The following is a 21,476-nucleotide window of genomic DNA, read 5'->3' as shown; positions in this document are numbered from 1 at the left end:
GATTAAGTTGGCCATTCTTACATCTGACGACGGTACAATCAATTGGTTATCAGAGTATCCAGGAGTACAACCAATGTTTATGACGACCGACTACAGCACGCCCCACGCCCGAAACCTCCCCCTCCCCGTCATCTCGCGCAGGCCCAGCTCCAAAACAATCCGCCGCGCCGCCTGCGGCGTCACATCGAGCGTCTTCGCCACCATTTTTGCCGACACCAACGGTTTGGCCATCACCAACTCAACCAGCTCCGGCAGTTTTGAAGATGTCCGGCGCCCGTCCAGCTTTCGCTCCATCAGTGTTCGAGCCAGCGCCAGCCTGTCATGCTCCTTGAGCCCGATCTCCGCGGCCGCGATCAGTCCGTGGGTAATTGCCAGCATCCGTGTTTCCCGGTCGCGATTTCGGCGTCGATCGACGGGAATGGTCTTGAGGCCGAGATTGATGGCGGCAAGATGCGCGCCTGACGTGATACCGGCCTGACGCAGGATCGAGGCGGCCAACAGCCGGCCGAGCCAGGGCGCGTGCTGCAGGACGGAGAGCTCGTTCCAGGCATCAAGAGCAACGATGGCATGTAGCACCGCGGGCAGGTTTTCAGCTTGGCGCAACACGCCCCGCCATTCATCGAGCCGCGCGTCTTCGTCCCAGTCGAGATCGTAGATCATCGGATCTTTCTCTTGGTCGTCCCTCCGGCCCGGCCGAGTTGCGTTCTCGATTGCCGCCTCCGATCGGGCGAGAACCGCATCGATGGCGGCATAATCGATGCCGGGGAGATGTTCGATGTCGTCGGCGTCTTCCCCCTCGACTTCCGCGTCGATCGCGACCGTCGGCCGAACAACTCCAGCCATCGTCGCCTCGTCCCCGCACCCGACCCGATCTCCGAGGTTTTCCGCAGCGAGCGGATGCCGTCGAAAGAGAGCGCCCAGTCCGGGGATTGGGCGGCAATGCGCCGACGCGTGCGCAAGACGTCGCGGGCGATTGTCAGCTCATGCGTGGGGGTGCGAATGTCGCGGGTGGCGTCGTGGAGGACGAGGTCTTCGAGGTGAACCAGTTCGCCGTCGATCCACAGCGAGGCGCACGCATCGGCGAATTGCATGCGTTCAAGCATGCCGCTTCCGACCGCTGAGCGGGCGATACGCTCGTCGAGACGCGCCAGTTCGACACCAGCGCGAAAAGCCGGCTCCATCAGGGCTGTCATGCTGATTTTCGCAAGATCGTAAGCCATTGAAATCATGGTAAATGATTTACTATAGGAACGCTATATGAATATTATGGTTCCTTACATAGTATGGTTGGCGGTTATGCGGCTAACCATCGATAAGTATCCCTTATCGAATCTTAGCCATCTGTTGCGGGTTTCTTGCTATCTTAGGCGGATAACGCTATTCTGCGGCCTCAATCCGATGAGGAAAAACCCATGTCCGAACCACAGCTTTCCATCCGTAGCACCAAGGCAAGAGATCTGGCGCATGCGCTGGCGCGGCGCACCGGACAGCCGATCAACAGACTCGTGGAACTGGCGCTTGAACGCTACGATGTCGAATTGAGGCAGCAGGATAAAAAGCACCCGCTGGATGCCGTCTGGGAGCTTGCCGCCGAAGGCCGTCGCAATGTTCCGGCTGGCACCACCTCTGCGCATGATGATCTTTATGACGAAAACGGCTTGCCAATATGATTGCCATCGATACCTCGGTCATTATCGCGATCGTCCTCGAGGAGCCGGAGGCTGACGCCTTCAAATCGGTCCTGCAGCAGGAAGAGATTGTTATCGGTTGGCCGACACTGTTCGAGACGCGAACGGTTCTCACAGCCAAAGGGTTTTCCAATCCCGCCGACATCGTCTCCCGGTTCGTTGACACACCCAACATCATGCCGCTTGCCTTCAATGAGAGGCATTATCGCCAAGCGGAAGCCGCGCTTGACCGATACGGCAGGGGACGCCACCCGGCCAGCCTGAATATGGGTGATTGTTTCTCCTATGCTGTCGCTGCTGTTGCCAAGGCGCCCCTGCTCTTCAAGGGGCGTGATTTCAGCCAGACGGATCTGAAACTCCATCCCACGTCGTCGATGGGATGACAGGTATCGGCACGAATGCTGTTACTCGTCGGGCAAAAGAGCTCGATACGATCGCGGCTGTCCTTCCGTTCGAACGGCGCGACGAGCTCGCCGAGCTCCTGACCGACCAGGACATCGAGACGCTCCGACACCTTGTCAACGAAGGGATGGGCGAGAATACGCTGCGCGCGCTCACCTCCGATCTCGCCTATCTCCAGGCCTGGTCGCTGGCCGCAACGGGGGCTTCCCTGCCCTGGCCCGCACCGGAAGCCCTGGCTCTCAAATTCGTCGCCCATCACCTCTGGCAACCGCGGCAACGCGAGATCGATCCCCACCACGGCATGCCGGCCGATGTCGAGCAGAGCCTGCGCGAGCAGGGGTTCCTGAAGACCATCGGACCCCACGCCCCCGATACGGTGCGCCGCCGTCTTGCCACCTGGTCGACGCTGACGAAATGGCGCGGCTTCCCCGGCGTCTTTTCTTCTCCTGCCCTGAAATCCGCCATCCGGCTGGCCGTTCGCGCAACGCCGCGACCGCGCAAACCGAAGAGTGCCAAAGCGGTCACCGGCGATATCCTCGCCAAGATGCTGGCCATCTGCGACAGCGGCGGCCTGACCGATCTGCGGGACCGGGCGATCCTCATGGTCGCCTTTGCCTCTGGCGGTCGTCGGCGCAGCGAGGTCGCCGGACTGCGGGTCGAGCAACTCAACGCCGAGCCCCCCGTTCCCGTCGAGAACGGCCCTCCCCTGCCCTCGCTTGCCATCCATCTCGGCCGCACGAAGACCTCGGGCGCCGATCACGACGATGTCGTCTATCTCACCGGTCGGCCGGTCGAAGCACTCAATGCCTGGCTTGCAGCGAGCCGCATCGAGACGGGAAGCATTTTTCGCAAGATCGATCGCTGGGGCAATCTCTCGCAGCGGGCGCTGGAGCCGGGTGCGATCAATCAAATCGTCAAGCTGAGAGCAGCGCAGGCCGGGCTCGATCCCAAGGCGTTTTCCGCTCATGGACTGCGGTCGGGGTATCTCACCGAGGCTGCCAATCGTGGTGTCCCGCTGCAGGAGGCCATGGAGCAATCACGGCATCGGTCCGTCCAGCAGGCGTCGAGCTACTACAACAATGCGACCCGGCGCAGCGGCCGTGCAGCTCGCCTCATATCTTGAACCTGGAAAACATATGAAGGCGCATCACTCGCTTTTCTACGCGGAAACAATTTCTGTTTCCTATCCTGATTGCCCCAAGCTGGCATCACACAAAGCCTGTAGACCCCCGTGATTTCATGAGGGAGCCATGAAGCCGAATGGGGCTTCAACTGGGGCCGCCATTGCCAGAAGATACTGAAGCCTAAACAAGACACGATACAGATCTCTACTGCAGATAGATCCCGGCCGATCATCAGCAGCAAGCCTCAAAAGACAAAACGCAAAACGGTCATCCCTGTCATCAGCCAGCATTCTGCCCCAAGGGACCGTTCGCCCGCAGCAGAGCCATCAGCATTGGTCCCAGTGCGAACTCCCCGTTCTCGGTGCGGCGTGTTAGATCGCGGAGATAGCCTCCGGCCGAATTGATGTGTCCAGCTTTCTCAAGGATACAGGCAATCACGGTCGCCGCGTTCTCGGGTCCCATGGCGGCGCAGGCAGCCTCGTAGGCGGACGGGCTGACGCCCAGCATGGATCTTACAACAACAGCTGCGGTCATCAGGCCTCGCCAGGTGGTGACCTGTCCACCAGGGCCGTAATCGGCGATATCCGGGCAGGCCTGCAAAACCATTCCCAGCGGGAAGGATTTCATCCCACTGCCCTCGTTCCGCAAAGCCTTCGCTGTTTCGGTGCGCCAATCGCCTTTCTGCTGGTCAGCAGCGGATGTGGGGATCTCGTTCTGTGTGGCTATCGGTGCTCGTCTGGCTCTGATGGGATCTGCCAAGTTTGCCCCCTGCTTCGTTTCGAAGCGTGGTTCAGATTCATACAGGGATTCGGAATTTGAATTCTGTATGTGACGCTCACTTTGGGATTCATTGGCGTGCACTTTCGTTGTTTTGCAACATGTTTCCAAGCTGTTGGCGATCTCCGCGCGAAGCAACAACATTTCGTCTAATGCCGAAAGCAGGCACACGATGCCTGCCGTTCGAGGAGTGCGCTCGACGATCGACCGAAACGTGAAGGTGATCATTTCCCAATCGCATCCGATCTCCTCCTCTACGCCAGCAGCGATCAGCTTCGCTATGTCGCGACGGCAGATTGTCAGTTGCTCCTTCGTAATGCGCAGACGTTCACGATCGGCAACCACTTGAGCAGCCAATGCTTCAATCTCCGTCGCCCGCGCCAACAACGGGGCAAGCGAGAAGCCGTAAGCCTCTTCGACCTCCCCTCCCCTGCTGCGGCGCGCGTAGCGTTTCCCGTTGGCGCTATCCTTTCGAAGAATCAATCCAGCGTCTACCAGGCCAGCCAAGTGCCGCCGCAGAGTCGCCGGGGTCATTCCTCGAGCGCGGATCGACAGTTGGGCGTTGGATGGGAAGACAATCAGCCCGCGCTCTTCGGTAATCTCGTTGTCTGGATAGAAGGTCAGCAGAGCGTCGAGAACTGTCAGAGCGCGATCAGACACCCCAAGCGAAGGTCGCGCCTCGCAGACCGCTCTAAACAGTTTCCATTTGTTTCTCGTTGTTCCCGGTTCGATGGTCTCGGCCAACTGTTGGCTTGCCAACATGCCGAGCGACATCGGCCGCCGCCCGAAGGGCGTCGTCACATACCTGTTTTCCATGTTCTTCCACCCACGTTGAGGCAAAAGAAATCCGCTCACCAAAACGGTGCCAAAGACTCTTGACTGGGATTCGAGGAAATGCGATTCTCATTCTTGCTTAGGGAATACGAGAAGGGCTTCCACGACTTGGTCGTTTGGGGGCCTTTTTCTTTTTGCCGTCTACTCTCCTTGTTGATCCAATTTGTTCCGGTAAGCCTGATACAGATGGCCTAAGTTGTCGGAGATGTACTCACCAAAGCCTGCTGCATCCTTCGCCTTCAGGGCAAGCGTGTAAGACCTGCCGTCCACTCTGATGTCGGCCGCCACGGCTTTATCGTCTGATGACCACTTATGGGTTCTCGTCATTCTGGAGCTCGTCTGTTTCCCGACGCTCTTCAAGAATGTCATCAAGGCGTTAAAGCGGTCGTCGCCTCCCTTTGCTTTGAATTCGGCGGTCTCGATGAACTCCATTGCCTTCCCGAGTGTAGATGGACGCTCCAGTAAGCTTCTGAGTTCGTACCAGCGGTCCCTGCCGATGCCTTTGGCAGCACCAACGGCATCCAGCACTAACTTGGGAATGGTTGAGACGGCTAGCATCTTCGACAAAGTTGCTCGGTCTATAGACAGGGCAGAAAGCACAATAGCGTTGTCGCCATCGAACTGACGGCGGGCAATTTCGGCAGCGAACATCGCTTTCTCAATGAAGGACAGGTTGGCCCGCGCGGAGTTCTCTTGGCCTTGCGCGACGAGGTGATCGCTATCTTTCAGGTCCTTAACGACCGTGCGGACCTTTCGCTTGAGCACCCTAGCCGCCCGGAGGCGTCTGTGTCCGAATACCACCATATATCGACCCGTGGCGGACGGGTGCGGCCTGACAAGAATAGGTGTGTCCTGCCCGCGATCTCGGATTGCCGACAGAAGCTCATCGAAATCTGCCTTGTCGTCTTCGAGTCGGTCGCGAACAAACGAGCCATCTATGATCTCGGGATCGAGTTCGACAACGGTTTCGCCTTCGAGAAATCGATCTGCTTGTGCGGCCATCTCATCCAAGGAATGAATAAGCGACTTCGAGGCACCCTTATTCGTGTACTCGCGAATAGCCTCGGAATTATCCGCGACTTCCTCGCTCATAACGTTCATGAATGGATTCTTTCGAGCCATCTCACGACCCTCGAGTTGTCAAACAGTTGATTTCGTGGAAATCTTTTTCGGTTTTGACGGCGGTCAACATTTTACATTCTCCCCCATGCTCGATGGATGAGACCTTGAATCTCGAAGTTCACCGCATCCATGCACTCGATGGCGCGGTCGTAAGTCCCCCGCGTGAAGTTCGAGCGATCCAACTCGTAGAGGCTCCGCTTGGTCAATCCAGCGTCGGAGATTGCAGTCGTCTTCACCATGGGTGTCTTCAAGATTTCCTCGGCAAGCATTGACTGCATGAAGCCGAGCATTTGCACCTGGGGCACATCTTGCGGCTCAAATCGAGTAATCAGGTAGCGTAGCCAATCAAGCCTCACATCAGCGCCAGCCGCCTTGATAGTTTTCGTGATGTTTCCGAGCATGAGCAAAAACTGGCTCATGGACATCAAGTCCAGCATCTGTGGGTGTACGGTAATCAATACCGACGTCGAGGCGGTGAGGGCCTGCAGGAACAGCTTCGACTGGTTGAACCAGAAGGCGTTCTGCAGGGCCGCAATACATCGGGGACCCACGGCTATTACGGCCCGAAGCCGCCAGTCGGCGATCCCGCCCATCGCTATCATATCCAAATCCTTGCCTTGGATGCGATGATCGATCTTCCGCCGACAGCCGATCGGGATGCGCTGCTGGAGGCCGCTTCCGGACACGTCCTTGCAAAGGGCGAGCTCGTTGGTCGCTACGCGCAAGACGTCAAGCCGCCGAAGCGGTGATGCCCGGCGACAAAAAAAATACGAGAAAAGGATCGAATATGACCACAACGATCTCGGCACTTCGCAACGCAAGCTTTGCTTTCGCTCTTTTCGCATCTCCCGCCGCCTTCGCGCAGCAGGCCACACCGGATCCGCAGATGCAGGCCGTTCTCGACGCTTTGAAGGACTTGCAGGCGAAACCGTTTCACACCATCGGCGTACCGGAAGCCCGCACACAGGCAAGCGGTGCGGATGCCGCCCGAACCGTTCAGCGGGATCGCAAGATCTCGTCCAACCCGGAGGCAAAGGTCGCGACACGCGACATCGCCATTCCCAGCCCTGCAGGTGCGCTGCCCGCGCGCATCTACACACCCGAAGGCAAGGGACCGTTTCCCGTCGTCCTCTATTTCCATGGAGGTGGGTGGGTCGTTGCAGATCTCAACACCTATGACGCAACGCCTTGAGCGCTCGCACTCGGATCGAAGGCGATTGTCGTGTCGGTCGACTACCGTCACGCGCCCGAAAGCAAGTTTCCGGCACAGCATGACGACGCCTGGGCGGCCTATATCTGGACCGTGGAAAACATCCACCAGATGAACGGCGATGCCAAACGCATCGCCGTTGCCGGCGAGAGCGCCGGTGGCAACCTTGCTGCGAACGTTGCCCTGATGGCCAAGGAAAAAAAGACCACCCAGCCGGTTCACCAGCTCCTAGTCTATCCGATCGCCGGAAACGATCTCGACACGCCGTCCTATCGCGAAAATGCAGAGGCTGCTCCGCTCGGAAAGGCCGACATGGCGTGGTTCATTTCCCATGTCTTCACCGCGAAAGAGCAGACTTCCGACCCGCGCATCAACCTCGTCGGTCGAAGGGACTTTGCCGGACTGCCGCCGGCAACGGTGATCACGGCTCAGATCGACCCGCTACGCTCAGAGGGACAGATGCTTGCCGAGAAGATGAAAGCGGCGGGCGTGACCGTAGACCTGGTCGATGTCGCGGGCGTCACGCATGAGTTCTTTGGAATGGCCAAGGTCGTGGACAAGGCCAAGGCCGCAGTCGATGCGGCGAATGCCAACCTCGTCAAAGCCTTCGGCAAGTAAGCTTAAGAGGAGCAAGATCATGACACGAACATTCTGGACAAGATTGGCGCTCGTTCGCCCGCTCGCAGCGCAAACGTTTTGCGCGGCATCGCTGCAAGCGCAGGAGCTGAAGCCAATGCCCGCCGGCGACGCCGCTCCAATGATGATCATCGATCGGGCCACCTTCGTCCCCGTCGTCGCAGGCGCAAATGCATTCGAGGTACAGTCAAGCACTTTAGCTCGGGATCACGCCTTGAACAAAGACATTAAGGAGGTTGCCGAGATGATCATTGCCGATCATACGAAAGCCGGCGAGAAACTGAAGGTAACGCTCGAAGGCAAAGGCGTGCCGCTACCGGAAACCCAACTGGCACCCAAGCATCGAAAGATGATCGAACAGCTTCAGGCCGCGAAGGGCAATGATTTCGACACGCTGTATCTCGATATGCAGGCCGAGGCCCATATGGAAGCCGTTGCCCTCTTCCGCACCTATGCAAGCTCAGGTGACGATCAGGCGCTCGTCGGGTTCGCAAAAGAAACGCTACCCAACCTCGAGACGCATCTTGCGCATGTGAAAATGCTGATCGAGAAGAAGTAGTTGCGTCTCCAGTTTGACAAGCGGATAAAGAGTCGCCTGGACAGCCCACGCCGGACGATCTACGGGTCGCGGATCGGCGGCATTTCGTTAGATCGGCTCTTGCTGAAATTGCGTCCGCGTAAAATCGTTGAACCATAAATCTGCCTATGCAGCATCTCGAATTGTCGCCCTTTCCAATTCTGCCGACAGCCACGGATCGACAGACAGATCTTTTCGGATCAGGCCATGGCTCCAACGGCTACGCGACTGAGGCGCGTGCCATGGAGGACAATCGACGATAGGATACCAGCATATGCCAACGATGTTGGCCCCATGAAACCTGGCGATATCGACCTGCTCGATGACATGCCGCAACCATGTGCCCTTGTTCAGTCCCGGATGCCGACGGTGATGGATGGGATGGCCGTCGTGCCAGCTCGTTTCTGACACCATGATCGGCTTGCGATAACGTTGCCACGTCGCCATCAGCACCTTCACGAGCGATGTTCTTGCGGTATGCGGATAATAGTTGGTCCCGATTACATCGACATGGATGGCAGAGACGATCGCATCGGTCGCCTCAAACTGACGGTCGCCCACGCCGGTAATCGGATCAATCGTGAGGATACCGATATCGGGATGATGATCGCGCGCGACGCGGGCCATGGTGATCGCCATCTCGATGGCCTCATGTCGAGGCACTCCAGCAATTCGAGGATAGAGGGAAGGTTCGTTGACGGGGCAGAGCCACAGCCTGTCCGAGCCGTTGACAGCGATTGATGCCTCGGCAGCGATTCTGGCACAGCGGATCGGATCCTGATTGCGATGGTAATGCGACAGATCCCAAATGGCTTCGATCGATGCCTCCTTTGCAGCGGCAAGTCGCTCGACGACGTGGTGACCGGGCACGAGCCCGTCGCGTATCGTCGCTATCCGATGGTCACGAACAATTCGGTAATGGTCGAGCATGCGGGATTGGGCGGTGTGTCTGGTCGTAACTAAAAGATCGTGACGGCCGCCGTGAACCAGACCGCACTCGAAACCCGCTATCGCGAAGCTTCGAAAGACCGGCTTGGCAGGAAAAAGAAGGGAATGCTGCAGTGGCATGACACCTTTCGCGACCTCGTTTCTCGATGTAGAGGCCGTCAATATTCGAACATGCCTTCATCGCTCTTCGAACAGACTGACGCCACTCAAGAGGACGATGCCTCACAGATAGAGACGTGCAAAGTCAATCCTGTCCGACGTCGTCAACGCCGCGATATTGTGGCGGTGGATCTTGATCGGGAACAATGCAAGTGTGGCCCGGTTGGAAAAGACCTCAAACGGAAGGAACTTCCATGTTTATGAGAGTCGACCAGCTGCAGGCTAACCTGCCGGCACCCAAGCGCGCGGACCCGAATGCCGCCGCGGCCTTACAGGAACTGCTTGGAGGCAAATACGGTGAGATGTCAACGCTTGGGAACTATATGTTCCAGAGCTTCAATTTCCGATCGAAAGAGAAACTGAAGCCGTTTTACAGCCTCGTGGCGGCGATCACGGCCGAGGAACTCGGTCACGTCGAACTCGTCAGCAACGGCATTGCGATGCTGAACAATGGCCCGGATGTTCCGGACGGCGACGCTGGCGATGGCGGCGACATCTCAGGGGCCCCGTTTGAAGATATGAAGGACATGCGACTTGCAGCGGCCTTCCTGTCAGGGGGTGGCGGGGCGATGCCGGTAAACAGCAACGGCGTCTCCTGGAACAACGACTTCATCACCACGACCGGAAATGTCGTGCTCGATTTGCTACACAACTTTCATCTTGAATGCGGCGCACGGCTTCACAAGCTACGCGTTTACGAGACACTCAGCGATCCAACGGGCCGACAGGTCTGCGGTTATCTTCTCGTGCGGGGATCGGTGCATGCACACGCCTACGCTCTCGCATTGCAGAAGGTGACAGGTGTTGATGTAAAGAAGTTTCTGCCAACCCCAAACATCCCGCTCGACAAAATCCCGGAATGCCAGAAATACCTAGACGAGGGCTCCCATCGCCGCCTCTACACTTTCAGTCCCAATGACTACAAGGAGATGTCCGGCATCTGGGGTAACGGCGAAGTAGCGCTCCCTACCGATCCGCCAGGGGAGCTCGAAGTGGTGGATGGGATGCCCGAAGGCGGCAAGATCCACCAGCTTGTCGGTGTGCCGTCCGCGTTCACGCCCGATTACGCGCCCGAGGAAATGTTCGAGATCGCCGAAAAGCTCTATAAGAAGTCTCGGTAACTAGCTTGGGGAGCATTGTTTTGGTGCTCCCCCGTTATGTCGATGAAAGGGTCGTGCTCTATAGGTCGTAGGGAGCTCGATCTCAGGAAGGGGTAATGACTGGGTTATCTCAATGCCCATACCCCTTTTTCCACTGATCGGCGTTCGTGTCCTACAGTCGCCCGAACGAGTGAGTGAAGCGACCTCCATATCCCACACGTCCGCGGCGGTCGTAGTTCCAAAAATCACTGGCAAACCTAGCGCGTTTCACGTGTATTATCCAAGTCGCCGCCGGAATCTGACACAGTCGCTTTCCTGAAGCTCGACGGATACGATCTGATCGCCCGCTTGCGCCCCAACACTTGCGCTGTTGGAAGCTATCCAAACCTATATCTGCCGCAGGGGAAGCTTCACGTCTACTCAGGTGTGACGGGCGAACTTCTTTGCTGACGCGACTGAGACAACAAGGTTGCCGGACCAGCCCAGGACCCGGCCGTAAGCCGGTTAGTTACAGCCATTGCAGAGCGTTCTTAGAATCGCGATACCGTGGTATGTCGTCGCGCGTTGGAGCGCCGCATGGTGTCCACGGGATGGAGTGCAACGGCGTCCCGCGCAGAATCGGGTCGGTCGATCGCTTGCATTCGATGACCCGAGTTATGAGCCGAACCCGCAGCGTTTCTACGGCCGTTCGGATGTTGGAGGGCTTAAAAGACGCAGGTGCTTCACTACGAAATCGTGGTCGTCGACGTCTGGAAGGCCGCTAATTGTTGCCGTGCCGATCAGGTTGCCGTCCGTTTGAAAGATCGGTACCGAACCGCCGAAGGCTGCAAATAGGTCGGGAGAAAGTCCGTAGCGGTGGTGGAATTCGTACCCCTCTTCCTGCGTGAGAAGCCGCATGTAGAGCGAACTGTGGTGGAACCGTTCCACCACGCGCCGCTTGCGTTCCGCCCAGTGCCGGTTGTCTTCGGAGGCCATGGCAAGGCGGGTGAAGAACACCGGCTCGCGCGCGATGGTGACCTCGATTGCGACCGGCAGGCGGGCGGCCACCGCCGCTTGCCGCATGAGCGTTCCAAGCGCCCAAGCGTCCTCTGCAGTGAAGCGGGCGACGAATCCCTCGCGCTCTTGCACGAGAAGGTCAGCGGATGTCCTGTTGTCCGGCGGGGTCACAATGGCGTCCTTGAAAGGGGAGGTGGGTTGGGGACCGAAATGTCAGATATTTGAAAGTTTAAAATAGCAGAAAGGCCCTGAAGTCGTTGACGTTCGTGCCGGTCGGCCCCGTGTCGAACAGATCGTCTGAAAGGTAAAACGCGGACCAGGCGTCGTGTCGCGCGAGGTGGGCGTGCGGCTCGCCGCCAGTCGCCCGGATACGCGCGGCAGTTCCGCCATCGCAGAAGGCGCCGGAATTGGTCTCCGAGCCGTCGATCCCGTCCGTATCGGCCGCAAGCGCGGTGATGCCTGTGGTGCCGTCGAGGTCGATGGCGGCGGCCAGCAGCAGTTCGGTGTTTCGCCCGCCTTTGCCCGCACCCTCGGGTCCGATCGTGACGGTCGTTTCCCCGCCCGAGAGCAGAACCATCGGGCCGGTGTTTCGCCCGCCTTTGCCCGCACCCTCGGGTCCGATCGTGACGGTCGTTTCCCCGCCCGAGAGCAGAACCATCGGGCCCTCCTGCGGCGGACGGCTCACCTGAAACTCCATCGCCAGCGCCGCATGCATGCGGCCGATATCGCGCGCTTCCCCCTCGATCCGGTCGGACAGGATCAACGGCGTCACACCGGCCTCGAGGCTCAAGCGCGCCGCTGCCTGCAACGAGACACGGGCGGACGCGATGACATGGGCCTCGTGCCCAGCAAAGGCCGGATCGTCGGGGCGCAGCGTCTCCGCCGTGGCGATATACTGGAGACTGCGGGGCGGAAGGTTCATCCGGTAGTCCCGGATCGCCCGCAGCGCATCTTCGCGGCCGGCGGCATCGGTAATGGTCGGGCCGGAGGCGACGAAGGCCGGGTTGTCGCCGGGAACGTCGGAGACGACGAGGCTGACGACGCGCGCCGGAAAGGCGAGCGCTGCGAGCCGCCCGCCCTTGATCATCGAGACATGCTTGCGCACCACGTTCATCGCCGAGATCGGCGCGCCGGAGGCGAGCAGGGCCTCGTTCAGCGCCACCTCGTCGGCAAGCGCGAAGCCCGGCGGCGGTGACGGCAGGAGCGCGGAGCCGCCGCCGGAGATCAGTGCGATGACGAGATCGTCCGCCGTCAGGCCGCGCACCGCCGCCATCAGAGCCTGCGCCCCGGCGATGCCCGCCTCATCGGGAACCGGGTGCGCCGCCTGCAGCACCCGGATGCGTGAGCACGCCGCAACCGGGCCGTGCCGCGCAACGACCACGCCTTCCAGCGGACCATCCCACACGCTTTCCAGCGCCTGCGCCATCTGGCTCGCCGCCTTGCCCGCACCGATGACGACGGTCCGGCCTTTCGGTCGCGCTGGGAGATGGGCACGGATCGCTTCCAGCGGATCGGCCGCGCGAACGGCGGCGTGGAAGAGCGAGGCGAGGAATGCGCGCGGGTTCTCAAGTGGCATCAGGGTCCGACCTTCCTAGGCATGGCGACGCCTTTTTGTGGCAAAGCCGGTGACGGAATGCAAAGCAGCCGCGTCGCCTCAGCGCACATGAGCGCGAGTCCGGGGCCGCTGGTCGTTGCGCTCGTCGGCGAAGATCGTTGCCGGCAGGGGATCGAGGCCGCGGATGATGTCGGCGCCTTTTTCGCCGACCATGATCGTCGGGGCGTTGGTGTTGCAGGAGGGCACGCGCGGCATGACGGAGCTGTCGCAGACGCGCAAACCCTGCAGCCCCCGCACGCGCAGATCGAGTCCGACGACCGCATCCGCGCCGGTGCCCATCCGGCAGGTGCCGACCGGGTGGTGGTCGGTTTTGGCGTTCGCGCAGCCATAGTCGAAGAGCTCGACTTCCGTGTGTACCTTCGGTCCAGGCAGGCGCTCGGCCAGAATATAGGGCTTCAATGCCGCTTGTTCGAAGATCTCGCGGGCGATCCGCAGCCCCTCAAGCGACATTTTCCGGTCATGCGGGTCCGACCAATAGTTGGGGTCGATGAGCGGGGCGGCGGCGGATTCCGACGCGGAGAGCCGCACTGTGCCGCGCGACCGCGGATGCAGATAGGCCGAATTCAGCGTCACCCCGGCATTCTTCAGTTTTTCTACGCCCGCCTCGATGCCCGAGCCGAGGCCCAGATGGAACTGGATATCAGGCGAGCGCGCATTCGGGTCCGCATACCAGAAACCGCCGGTCTCAAAGAGTGATGAGGCGACCGGGCCCGAGCGGAACAACACATATTCGAGGCCCGCCCAGAGCGTGCGATGCAGTTTCGCGACGCCGTCATAGGTGTGATCGCCGGTGCATTCGGCGATGACGAACAGGTCGAGATGGTCCTGAAGATTGCCGCCGACGCCGGGCAGGTCGTGCGCGACGGGAACACCGACCGACGTCAGGTGATCGGCCGGGCCGATGCCCGACTGCAGCAGGAGCTTCGGGGAGCCGATGGCACCCGACGTCACCAGCACCTCGCGCTCGCAGCGCACGATCTCGCTGCCCCGGCTGGTGGCGATCTCGACGCCGACAGCCGTCTTACCCTCCACCACGATGCGCGACACGCGGGCACCCATGCGGATCGTCAGGTTTTTCCGGTGCTTGATCGGCGAAATATAGGCGAGAGACGCAGACGAGCGGCGGCGGTTACGCTGCGTCAGCTGGTAGAAGCCGACTCCTGCCTGCTGGCGCCCGTTAAAATCTGGATTGTAAGGAATGCCCAGCTCCTGCCCCGCCCGGATATAGGCGTCGCAGATCGGCAGCGCCGACACCGGCATGGATACGCCGAGCGGCCCGCCATAGGCATGATAGTCGTCGGCAAAGCGCTGATTGTCCTCCGCCCGCTTGAAATAGGGCAGCACTGAACGGTAGTCCCAGCCCTCGCAGCCGTCTTCGCTTGCCCAGAGATCGTAGTCGGCGGCGTTCCCACGGGTATAGAGCTGCGCGTTGATGGAGGAGCCGCCGCCGATGACCTTGGCCTGCGTGTAGCGCAGGACACGACCGTTCATGTGCTTCTGCGGCACGGTCTCCCAGCCCCAGCTGGCCACGCCCTTCGTCATCTTGGCAAAGCCGGCCGGCATGTGGAAGAGCGGGTTCCAGTCTCCGCCGCCGGCTTCCAGAAGCAGCACGGTGACATCGGGATCTTCGCTCAGCCTGTTGGCGAGAACGCATCCGGCGGGGCCTGCCCCAGTGATGATATAGTCGAAGCGCATGATATCCATTCCTGTCAAAGACGCGGGATCGACAGCCCGCCATCGGCATCGATCACGGTCCCGGTTGCAAAGGCGAAGCTGCCCGAAGCGAGCGCTGCGCAGATGGCGCCGATATCGCCTGCCTCTCCCCAGCGCCGCATGGGTACCAGTCCCCCGGCGATCAGGGCATCGTATTTGGAGGTGACGCCGGCCGTCATGTCGGTCCGCACGATGCCGGGCCGCACCTCGAACACAGCAATTCCCTCGGCCGCAAGCCGCAAAGCGAGCCCCTGCGAGAAGGCGGCAAGACCGGCCTTACTGATGCAGTAGTCGAGGCGCTCGGGCGAACTTGCCTCCGCCGAGACCGAGGTGATGTTGACGATCGACCGGGGATGGTCGGGCGCGGTCGCCAGCATCGCTTTCACCACGGCCTGCGTGAAGAACACCGTGCCCTTGAGGTTGGTTGCCAGGATCAGGTCGTAATTGTCGGGCGAAAGGTCGAGGAAATCGCCACGCACCACGGAGGCCATGCCCGCATTGTTGACGAGGCAGTCGATGCGGCCGAACCGGGTCAAGATGGCATCGACGGTCGCTCCGTGCCCGGCGACATCGCAGATGTCCGCCTTGAGGTAGAGGCCGTCGATCTTCCCACCCGCGCGCAGCTCCGCCAGCGCGTCCTCGGCCGTTTCGGGGCCGCCGATGCCCGTGACGACGATGTCGTAGCCAGCAGCAGCCAGGTGCGAAGCGATACCGAAGCCGATCCCCCGTCGCCCGCCCGTCACCACCGCTACCGGTCTTTGTCCTCGCTCGCTCATCGTTGCAGGTCCTTCGAGACGATATGATCCGCCACCCGCAAGGCCTGGGCCGCGACCGTCAGCGCCGGATTGACGGCAGCCGAGGTCGGCAGGCAGCTCGCATCGACGACGAACAGGTTGTCGTGGTCATAGGCGCGGCAGAAGGGGTCGAGCGGCGCGGTCGCGGGGTCGTTGCCGATGCGCACCGTGCCGCACTGATGGGACGGGGTGCGCTTGTCGAATGGCTTGGAGAGCACGATCGGAAAACCGATCGAGCGGAGAACGACCTTGAGCTTTGCGACCAGGGCCAGATGGGCGTTCCAGTTGGTACGGTGCCATTTGAGCACGATCCGCTCGCCATCGACCATGACCCGGCTTTCGGGATGCGGGATATCCTCGCTCATGGCGTAGAAATCGATTGCATGCGCCGACATCCGGTCGAGCAATCGCTCGGGGATGAGCGGAAGGCTGCTTTTGAGGATCGCGCCGGACACCCGGCCGAGAAGCTGAACATTGCCAAGCGGCGGCCCGCCCGCGCCGTCCGACAGGTAGAAGTCGTTGAAGGCGAACGTCTTCTGATAAACCGACGTGTTGCGGTAGCGCGGCGACAGTGCCAACACGGCGGAAGAATTGTGGTTCATGAAGTTGCGCCCGACCTGGTCCGAGCTGTTGGCAAGACCCGTTGGAAAACGCGCATTGGCCGAGCGCAGCAGGAGGACGGCCGACTGAACCGCACCGGCTGCAAGCACCACGAGCTTCGGCGAGACGCTGCGTGTGTCATCAGCCGTGGAGTAGACGACACGCTCGATGCGGCTGCCGGAGGCATTCGTTTCGAGCAGCTTTACGATCGCACCCGTCTGCAGCGTGACATTGGGAAAGGCGAGCGCGACCGCAAGGGCTGCACTTTCGGCATCCATCTTGCCATCGTCGGAATCCGGATGGGCATCCCATGGCGTTCGCCCCTTGGCAAGCCAGCGGTCGATATCGATGCCGAGCGGCAGGGAAAACGGGTGGAGTCCTCTCTGCTTCAGCCGCGACCGGACGTCGGCAATAGCCGGTTCGTCCGGCACCGGGGGAAAGGCGTACGGCGTGGAATGTGCGGGTTCCGTCGGGTCGTCCCCGAGCGTGCCCCGGACCCGATACATCCGCTCCGCCGCCCCATACCAGGGCTCCAATTCGGCATAGGGAAACGGCCAGGCGGGGGAGACCCCTTCCTGATGCCGCATCTCTTCGAAATCCTCGCGTCGATAGCGCGAGAGCACCGCCCCGTAGAATTTCGAGTTGCCGCCGACATTGTAGTAATTGCCCGGGTTGAATCCCCTGTGCTCCCTCTGGCCTTGGCCCTGCCATTCGTACCATGTCTCCTTCGGGCGGAAATGCCCCCGCTGGAAGATCGCGCGCTGGTCGCGGTTCACAGGCGTGTCGGCAATGTGCTCGCCGGCCTCCAGGATCAGGATCTCGCTGCCCGAGGCGGCAAGCCCGGCGGCCAGCGTCGCTCCGCCGATGCCGGAGCCGATGATGACGATATCAGGGGTTCTGCTCATCTCGCTCCCCCGCTCACGCGATGCGCTGCTGGCTTTGGGGGTCGAAATAGACGGCCTTGTCGAGGTTGAAGGCGAGCCTTGCCGTCTGACCTGCATGGATACGGGCATCGGCACGCAGGCGCGCGACCACTTCCTTGCCGCCGAGCCTCGTGACGGCGAAGGTGTCGGCACCGGCCGGCTCGACGACCTCGATCAGGCAGTCGCCCTCCGCGACCGTGCGCGCATTGCGGTCGGCGCCGTCGATGTCGGTCAGCGCTTCGGGCCGGATGCCAAAGACGATCTGGCGGCCGAGATGGGCCTCCAGCTGCTCCTGCCCTGCCGCCACCGGCAGTTTCACCAGTGCGCCGTTCGGACGGGCGAGCGAGACGGAAAGGCCGGCCGCATCCTTCTCCACGGTTGCCGAGAGCAGATTCATGGCGGGAGAGCCCATGAAGTCGGCGACGAACATATTGGCCGGATTGTTGTAGATCTCGGCCGGCGAGCCGAACTGCTGCAACACGCCGTCCTTCAGCACCGCGATCTTGGTGGCCAGCGTCATCGCCTCGATCTGATCGTGGGTAACGTAGACGATGGTGGTTTTCAGGCGCTGGTGCAGCCGCTTGATCTCGGTGCGCATATCGACGCGCAGCTTGGCGTCGAGGTTGGACAATGGCTCGTCGAACAGGAAGACCTGCGGATTGCGCACGAGGGCGCGCCCCATCGCGACACGCTGGCGCTGGCCACCGGAGAGCTGGCTCGGCTTGCGATCGAGCAGATGGCCGATCTGGAGGATATCGGAGACCTCCTTGATCGCCTTCTCGCGCACGTCCTTCGGCACCTTGCGGATCTCCATGCCGAAGGCGATGTTGCCCGCCACCGTCATGTTTGGATAGAGCGCGTAGCTCTGGAACACCATGGCGATGTCGCGCTGCGACGGCGGCAGACCCGCAATCGAGCGGCCCTTGATGGCGATCTCGCCGGAGGTGATCGGCTCCAGTCCGGCGATCGTGTTCAGCAGCGTTGACTTACCGCAGCCGGATGGGCCGACCAGCACGAGAAAGCCGCCTTCCTCGATCTCGATATTGATGTCCTTCAGGATTTCCAGCGCGCCATAAGATTTGCGCAGATGCGAGATTTTGAGAAACGACATGACGATCAGCCTTTCACGGCGCCGGACATCAGGCCACGCACGAAGTAGCGACCCGAAACGATGTAGACGATGAGGGTGGGCAGGGCGGCGAGGATCGCGCCGGCAAAGTGAACGTTGTATTCCTTCACGCCCGTGGACGACTGCACGAGGTTGTTGAGCGCGACCGTCATCGGCGTCGAATTGGCGCCGGCGAACGAGGCGCCGAACAGGAAGTCGTTCCAGATATTGGTGAACTGCCAGATGACGGAGACGACGATGATCGGCCCGGACGACGGCAGCAGGATGCGGCGGAAGATCTGAAAGAACGTCGCGCCGTCGATCTGCGCCGCCCGCACGAGTTCGGTCGGAAAGGCCTCGTAGTAATTGCGGAAGTAGAGCGTGGTGAAGCCGAGGCCGTAGACGACATGCACCAGCACGAGCCCGGGAATGGAGCCGGCAAGGCCCAGCATGCCAAGAATGCGGGCGGTGGGGATGAGCACGATCTGGAACGGGATGAAGCAGGACAGAAGCAGCATGCCGAAGACGATGTTCGACCCGCGGAAGTGCCATTTGGTCAGCACATAGCCATTGAGCGCCCCGACAACGGTGGAGATGGCGACGGCAGGAATGACCATGAGGATGGAGTTGATGAAAAAGGGCTTGAGCCCCGTCGGCTGGATGCCGATCTGAGCGGTCGACCAGGCCGACAGCCATGGCTCCACGGTCCAGACCTCGGGCAGGTTGACCATCCCGCCTTGGCGGATTTCCTCCAGCGGCTTCAGCGAGTTCACCACCATGACGTAGAGCGGCATGAGGTAGAACATCGCAAAGAAGATCAGCGCGGTATAGATCAGGGCCCGGGTGAGAAGGCTGTGCGACATCGCGTTCTGCGGATTGGCTGCGCCGCTCATCAGCGTTTTCCTCCACGGATTTCGGAATAGAGATAGGGAACGATGATCGAGAAGATCATGACCAGCATGATAATGGCGGAGGACGCGCCGATGCCCATCTGATTGCGGGTGAAGGTGTAGGAATACATGAAGGTGGCCGGCAGTTCGGTCGCCTGCCCCGGCCCCCCGCCGGTCAGCGCGACGATCAGGTCGTAGGCCTTGATGGCGAGATGGGCGAGCACGACGAAGGCCGACAGGAAGACCGGCCGCATCAGGGGAATGATGATCCGGCGATAGATCGTCACCGTGCCCGCGCCGTCGATCTGAGCGGCCTTGATCATCTCGTTGTCGACACCACGCAGGCCGGCGAGGAACATCGCCATGATGAAGCCCGAGGACTGCCAGACGGCGGCGAGCACGACGCAGTAGATCGCCATCTTGCTGTCCTTGATCCAGGTGAAGGCAAAGGTCTCCCAGCCCCAGAGATGCATGGTGTTCTCGATGCCGATGCCGGGATCGAGGATCCACTTCCAGGCGGTGCCCGTGACGATGAAGGAGAGCGCCATCGGGTACAGGTAGATCGGCCGCAGGAAACCTTCGCCGCGGATCTTCTGGTCGAGCATGATCGCCAGGAACAGGCCGAGCACCGAGCAGATGAGGATGTAGAGCGAGGCGAAGATCGCCAGATTGGTGATAGCCCGCCACCAGTGCGGCAGGGCCCAGAGCTTGCTGTAGTTCGACAGGCCCACGATGTTGGTGGACGGCAGCATCTTGCTGTCGGTGATCGACAGGAACCCGGTATAGGCGATGAAGCCGTAGACGAAAATGACGATGACCAGGAAACTCGGCGCGAGCACGATTTTCGGCAACTGGTCCTGTAGGAAGCTGCGGCTCTGCATGGCTTCGTTCCCCTCGCCGTGACGACAGGAGGCACAAGCCCTGGCCCCACCATCATGGCAGGCCCTCTGGCGCCCCCGGTCTCCCGGCCGTTTTCATATATCGGATGTTGCGAAGGCCGGAGCTGCGGACAAAGGCCCGCAGCTCCTCAAGCCCTTACTTCGCGGCTTCGACCGCGCTCACCAGCTCGGCGACCGCTTCGTCGGCCGTCAGGTCGCCGTTGAACTGACGGGTCACGACGTCGTAGATCGCGTTCTTCACGGCTGCAGGATTGGCATGGCCATGGGCCATGGAGCCGAGAAGCGTGCCCTTTTTGTCGGCTTCGGCCGCATCCTTGATGGCCTTCTTGCCGCAATCGTCGAAGGCTGCGTCCGACACGTCGGTGCGCACCGGTGCCGAACCCTTGACGACGTTGAAGGCCGACTGGAATTCAGGACTTTCGATGGCCATGGCCATCTCCATCTGTGCCGGCACCTCGGCCTCGGCGACCTTGAACATGACAAACTGGTCGGTGTTGAAGGTGACGGCACCCTGCGTGCCGGGGAAGCGCATGCAGACATAGTCCTTGCCCGGCGTCTTGCCGGCCTTGGAAAATTCGCCCTTCGCCCAGTCGCCCATGAACTGCACGCCGGCCTTGCCGTCGATGACCATGGCGGAGGCGAGGTTCCAGTCGCGGCCCGAGAAGTTGGGATCGACATAGGCGCGCAGAGTCGTCATGCGGTTGAAGGCTTCCTTCATCTTGTCGCCGCCGAGCGCCTTCGGGTCGAGATCGATGAAAGCGGACGTGTAGAAATCGACGCCGAGCGACAGCACGACGGCGTCGAAGACGGTCGCGTCCTGCCAGGGCTGGCCGCCGGCCGCAACGGGGATGATGCCCTGCGCCTTGAACTTGTCGAGGAGGGCGATCAGCTCTTCCCAGCTCTCCGGCTCCTTGCCGCCGGCCTTGTCGAGCGCCGCCTTGTTGATCCACATCCAGTTCGTCGAATGCAGGTTGACGGGTGCCGCGATCCAGTGGCCGTCATATTTCGAGAACTTCTGGAGCGCCTTGGGGATGACCTTGTCCCAGTTTTCCTTCGCGGCGACCGCATCGAGATTGCCGAGCGATCCTTCCTTCGCCCAGTCGAGAATGTCGAAGCCGAGCATCTGCACGGCGGTCGGCGCGTTGCCGGCCGTAACGCGGGCGCGCAGTACCGTCATGGCTTCCGTGCCGCCGCCGCCGGCGACCGGCATGTCCGTCCAGGAGATGTCTTTGGCCTCAAGATCCTTCTTGAGGACCTCGAGCGCCGAGGCCTCGCCGCCGGATGTCCACCAGTGAAGCACCTCGACGTTTTCGGCAGCCTGCACGGCGCCGGCCATCAAAGCGAGACCCAATGCAGTCGAT

General features: G+C 61.0%; 18 protein-coding genes and 3 pseudogenes. 7 read left to right on the top strand and 14 right to left on the bottom strand.

Translation table 11 applies throughout. From position 1 onward, the window contains the following. Positions 1-90: 90 nt before the first annotated feature. A pseudogene (locus ASG39_RS07460) lies at positions 91-1,229 on the bottom strand (RHE_PE00001 family protein). Positions 1,230-1,412: 183 nt separating this feature from the next. On the opposite strand from ASG39_RS07460, the gene ASG39_RS07455 reads away from it, so the two are divergent. The 3 genes from ASG39_RS07455 to ASG39_RS07445 are packed head-to-tail and all read left to right on the top strand — an operon-like array spanning position 1,413 to position 3,213. Then, a complete protein-coding gene (locus ASG39_RS07455) occupies positions 1,413-1,670 on the top strand; it encodes a type II toxin-antitoxin system VapB family antitoxin (protein WP_062594414.1) in 258 nt (85 codons plus the stop codon). Further along, entirely contained in the window at positions 1,667-2,071 is a 405-nt protein-coding gene (locus tag ASG39_RS07450) for a type II toxin-antitoxin system VapC family toxin (protein WP_062594413.1), read from the top strand. The genes ASG39_RS07455 and ASG39_RS07450 overlap by 4 nt, the downstream gene beginning before the upstream one ends. Next, positions 2,068-3,213 (top strand): tyrosine-type recombinase/integrase, encoded by a 1,146-nt coding sequence (locus tag ASG39_RS07445; RefSeq protein ID WP_062594412.1) that lies wholly within the window; start codon positions 2,068-2,070, stop codon positions 3,211-3,213. Before ASG39_RS07450 ends, ASG39_RS07445 begins: the two co-directional genes overlap by 4 nt. A gap of 280 nt (positions 3,214-3,493) precedes the next feature. Here ASG39_RS07445 and repC read toward each other — a convergent pair whose 3' ends face one another. From repC to ASG39_RS24190, 3 genes and pseudogenes are all read right to left on the bottom strand, one after another. Next, positions 3,494-4,807, bottom strand: coding sequence for a plasmid replication protein RepC (gene repC / locus ASG39_RS07440; protein ID WP_062594411.1), 1,314 nt, complete (start codon positions 4,805-4,807; stop codon positions 3,494-3,496). Positions 4,808-4,966: 159 nt separating this feature from the next. Next, positions 4,967-5,947, bottom strand: a complete 981-nt coding sequence (gene repB / locus ASG39_RS07435) for a plasmid partitioning protein RepB (protein ID WP_062594410.1) — start codon at positions 5,945-5,947, stop codon at positions 4,967-4,969. A gap of 71 nt (positions 5,948-6,018) precedes the next feature. Then, positions 6,019-6,429 (bottom strand): annotated as a pseudogene (locus ASG39_RS24190) (plasmid partitioning protein RepA); the annotation flags it as partial. A gap of 305 nt (positions 6,430-6,734) precedes the next feature. Between ASG39_RS24190 and ASG39_RS24185 the strand changes: the two are divergent. From ASG39_RS24185 to ASG39_RS07420, 3 genes and pseudogenes are all read left to right on the top strand, one after another. Continuing rightward, positions 6,735-7,139: a hypothetical protein gene (locus ASG39_RS24185; protein WP_200943868.1), complete on the top strand. Its 405-nt coding sequence runs from the start codon at positions 6,735-6,737 to the stop codon at positions 7,137-7,139. Between the two features lie 15 nt (positions 7,140-7,154). Continuing rightward, positions 7,155-7,775 (top strand): annotated as a pseudogene (locus tag ASG39_RS24180) (alpha/beta hydrolase); the annotation flags it as partial. A 19-nt stretch (positions 7,776-7,794) separates the two neighbouring features. Then, on the top strand, positions 7,795-8,352 hold the full coding sequence (locus ASG39_RS07420) for a DUF4142 domain-containing protein (RefSeq protein WP_162242417.1): 558 nt from the start codon (positions 7,795-7,797) through the stop codon (positions 8,350-8,352). Between the two features lie 144 nt (positions 8,353-8,496). On the opposite strand, the gene ASG39_RS23700 is transcribed toward ASG39_RS07420, so the two are convergent. Continuing rightward, positions 8,497-9,438 carry a glycosyl hydrolase 53 family protein gene (locus ASG39_RS23700; protein ID WP_156468062.1) on the bottom strand — a complete coding sequence of 314 codons (942 nt, stop codon included), beginning with the start codon at positions 9,436-9,438 and terminating at the stop codon, positions 8,497-8,499. 233 nt (positions 9,439-9,671) lie between these two features. Here ASG39_RS23700 and ASG39_RS07410 point away from each other — a divergent pair, with 233 nt between their 5' ends. Then, positions 9,672-10,598: a manganese catalase family protein gene (locus ASG39_RS07410; RefSeq protein WP_062594407.1), complete on the top strand. Its 927-nt coding sequence runs from the start codon at positions 9,672-9,674 to the stop codon at positions 10,596-10,598. A 657-nt stretch (positions 10,599-11,255) separates the two neighbouring features. On the opposite strand, the gene ASG39_RS07405 is transcribed toward ASG39_RS07410, so the two are convergent. The 9 genes from ASG39_RS07405 to ASG39_RS07365 all read right to left on the bottom strand — a co-directional run bounded on the left by ASG39_RS07405 (position 11,256) and on the right by ASG39_RS07365 (position 21,451). Beyond that, positions 11,256-11,744: a heme-binding protein gene (locus ASG39_RS07405; protein ID WP_062594406.1), complete on the bottom strand. Its 489-nt coding sequence runs from the start codon at positions 11,742-11,744 to the stop codon at positions 11,256-11,258. Positions 11,745-11,802: 58 nt separating this feature from the next. Beyond that, entirely contained in the window at positions 11,803-13,149 is a 1,347-nt protein-coding gene (locus ASG39_RS07400) for a glycerate kinase (RefSeq protein WP_062594405.1), read from the bottom strand. Between the two features lie 78 nt (positions 13,150-13,227). Continuing rightward, positions 13,228-14,883 (bottom strand): GMC family oxidoreductase N-terminal domain-containing protein, encoded by a 1,656-nt coding sequence (locus ASG39_RS07395; RefSeq protein ID WP_062594423.1) that lies wholly within the window; start codon positions 14,881-14,883, stop codon positions 13,228-13,230. Between the two features lie 14 nt (positions 14,884-14,897). After that, on the bottom strand, positions 14,898-15,677 hold the full coding sequence (locus ASG39_RS07390; protein WP_062594404.1) for a 3-ketoacyl-ACP reductase: 780 nt from the start codon (positions 15,675-15,677) through the stop codon (positions 14,898-14,900). Then, complete coding sequence (locus tag ASG39_RS07385; RefSeq protein WP_062594403.1) at positions 15,674-17,200, bottom strand: GMC family oxidoreductase; 1,527 nt, start codon at positions 17,198-17,200, stop codon at positions 15,674-15,676. The genes ASG39_RS07390 and ASG39_RS07385 overlap by 4 nt, the downstream gene beginning before the upstream one ends. Positions 17,201-17,213: 13 nt before the next feature. After that, complete coding sequence (locus ASG39_RS07380; RefSeq protein ID WP_062594402.1) at positions 17,214-18,329, bottom strand: ABC transporter ATP-binding protein; 1,116 nt, start codon at positions 18,327-18,329, stop codon at positions 17,214-17,216. A 5-nt stretch (positions 18,330-18,334) separates the two neighbouring features. Beyond that, positions 18,335-19,219, bottom strand: coding sequence for a carbohydrate ABC transporter permease (locus tag ASG39_RS07375; protein ID WP_062594401.1), 885 nt, complete (start codon positions 19,217-19,219; stop codon positions 18,335-18,337). Further along, positions 19,219-20,097 (bottom strand): sugar ABC transporter permease, encoded by an 879-nt coding sequence (locus ASG39_RS07370; RefSeq protein WP_062594400.1) that lies wholly within the window; start codon positions 20,095-20,097, stop codon positions 19,219-19,221. The genes ASG39_RS07375 and ASG39_RS07370 overlap by 1 nt, the downstream gene beginning before the upstream one ends. A gap of 154 nt (positions 20,098-20,251) precedes the next feature. Further along, positions 20,252-21,451, bottom strand: a complete 1,200-nt coding sequence (locus ASG39_RS07365) for an ABC transporter substrate-binding protein (RefSeq protein WP_082477046.1) — start codon at positions 21,449-21,451, stop codon at positions 20,252-20,254. Positions 21,452-21,476: the final 25 nt, after the last annotated feature.

The organism is Rhizobium sp. Leaf371, from assembly GCF_001424045.1.
In the GTDB taxonomy this organism is placed as follows: Bacteria; Pseudomonadota; Alphaproteobacteria; order Rhizobiales; family Rhizobiaceae; genus Ferranicluibacter.
Note: the sequence above shows the minus strand (reverse complement) of the source record. Positions and strands in the feature narration are given on the sequence as shown.

Coding starts and splice junctions, on each gene's coding strand:
- ASG39_RS24185 (WP_200943868.1), top strand. CDS start 6,735: ATGACCACAACGATCTCGGCACTTCGCAACGCAAGCTTTGCTTTCGCT.
- ASG39_RS07385 (WP_062594403.1), bottom strand. CDS start 17,200: ATGAGCAGAACCCCTGATATCGTCATCATCGGCTCCGGCATCGGCGGA.
- ASG39_RS07395 (WP_062594423.1), bottom strand. CDS start 14,883: ATGCGCTTCGACTATATCATCACTGGGGCAGGCCCCGCCGGATGCGTT.
- ASG39_RS07400 (WP_062594405.1), bottom strand. CDS start 13,149: ATGCCACTTGAGAACCCGCGCGCATTCCTCGCCTCGCTCTTCCACGCC.
- ASG39_RS07445 (WP_062594412.1), top strand. CDS start 2,068: ATGACAGGTATCGGCACGAATGCTGTTACTCGTCGGGCAAAAGAGCTC.
- ASG39_RS07420 (WP_162242417.1), top strand. CDS start 7,795: ATGACACGAACATTCTGGACAAGATTGGCGCTCGTTCGCCCGCTCGCA.
- ASG39_RS07380 (WP_062594402.1), bottom strand. CDS start 18,329: ATGTCGTTTCTCAAAATCTCGCATCTGCGCAAATCTTATGGCGCGCTG.
- repB (WP_062594410.1), bottom strand. CDS start 5,947: ATGGCTCGAAAGAATCCATTCATGAACGTTATGAGCGAGGAAGTCGCG.
- ASG39_RS07390 (WP_062594404.1), bottom strand. CDS start 15,677: ATGAGCGAGCGAGGACAAAGACCGGTAGCGGTGGTGACGGGCGGGCGA.
- ASG39_RS07450 (WP_062594413.1), top strand. CDS start 1,667: ATGATTGCCATCGATACCTCGGTCATTATCGCGATCGTCCTCGAGGAG.
- ASG39_RS07365 (WP_082477046.1), bottom strand. CDS start 21,451: ATGGCCGGCGCCGTGCAGGCTGCCGAAAACGTCGAGGTGCTTCACTGG.
- repC (WP_062594411.1), bottom strand. CDS start 4,807: ATGGAAAACAGGTATGTGACGACGCCCTTCGGGCGGCGGCCGATGTCG.
- ASG39_RS07455 (WP_062594414.1), top strand. CDS start 1,413: ATGTCCGAACCACAGCTTTCCATCCGTAGCACCAAGGCAAGAGATCTG.
- ASG39_RS07375 (WP_062594401.1), bottom strand. CDS start 19,219: ATGAGCGGCGCAGCCAATCCGCAGAACGCGATGTCGCACAGCCTTCTC.
- ASG39_RS07410 (WP_062594407.1), top strand. CDS start 9,672: ATGTTTATGAGAGTCGACCAGCTGCAGGCTAACCTGCCGGCACCCAAG.
- ASG39_RS07370 (WP_062594400.1), bottom strand. CDS start 20,097: ATGCAGAGCCGCAGCTTCCTACAGGACCAGTTGCCGAAAATCGTGCTC.
- ASG39_RS23700 (WP_156468062.1), bottom strand. CDS start 9,438: ATGCCACTGCAGCATTCCCTTCTTTTTCCTGCCAAGCCGGTCTTTCGA.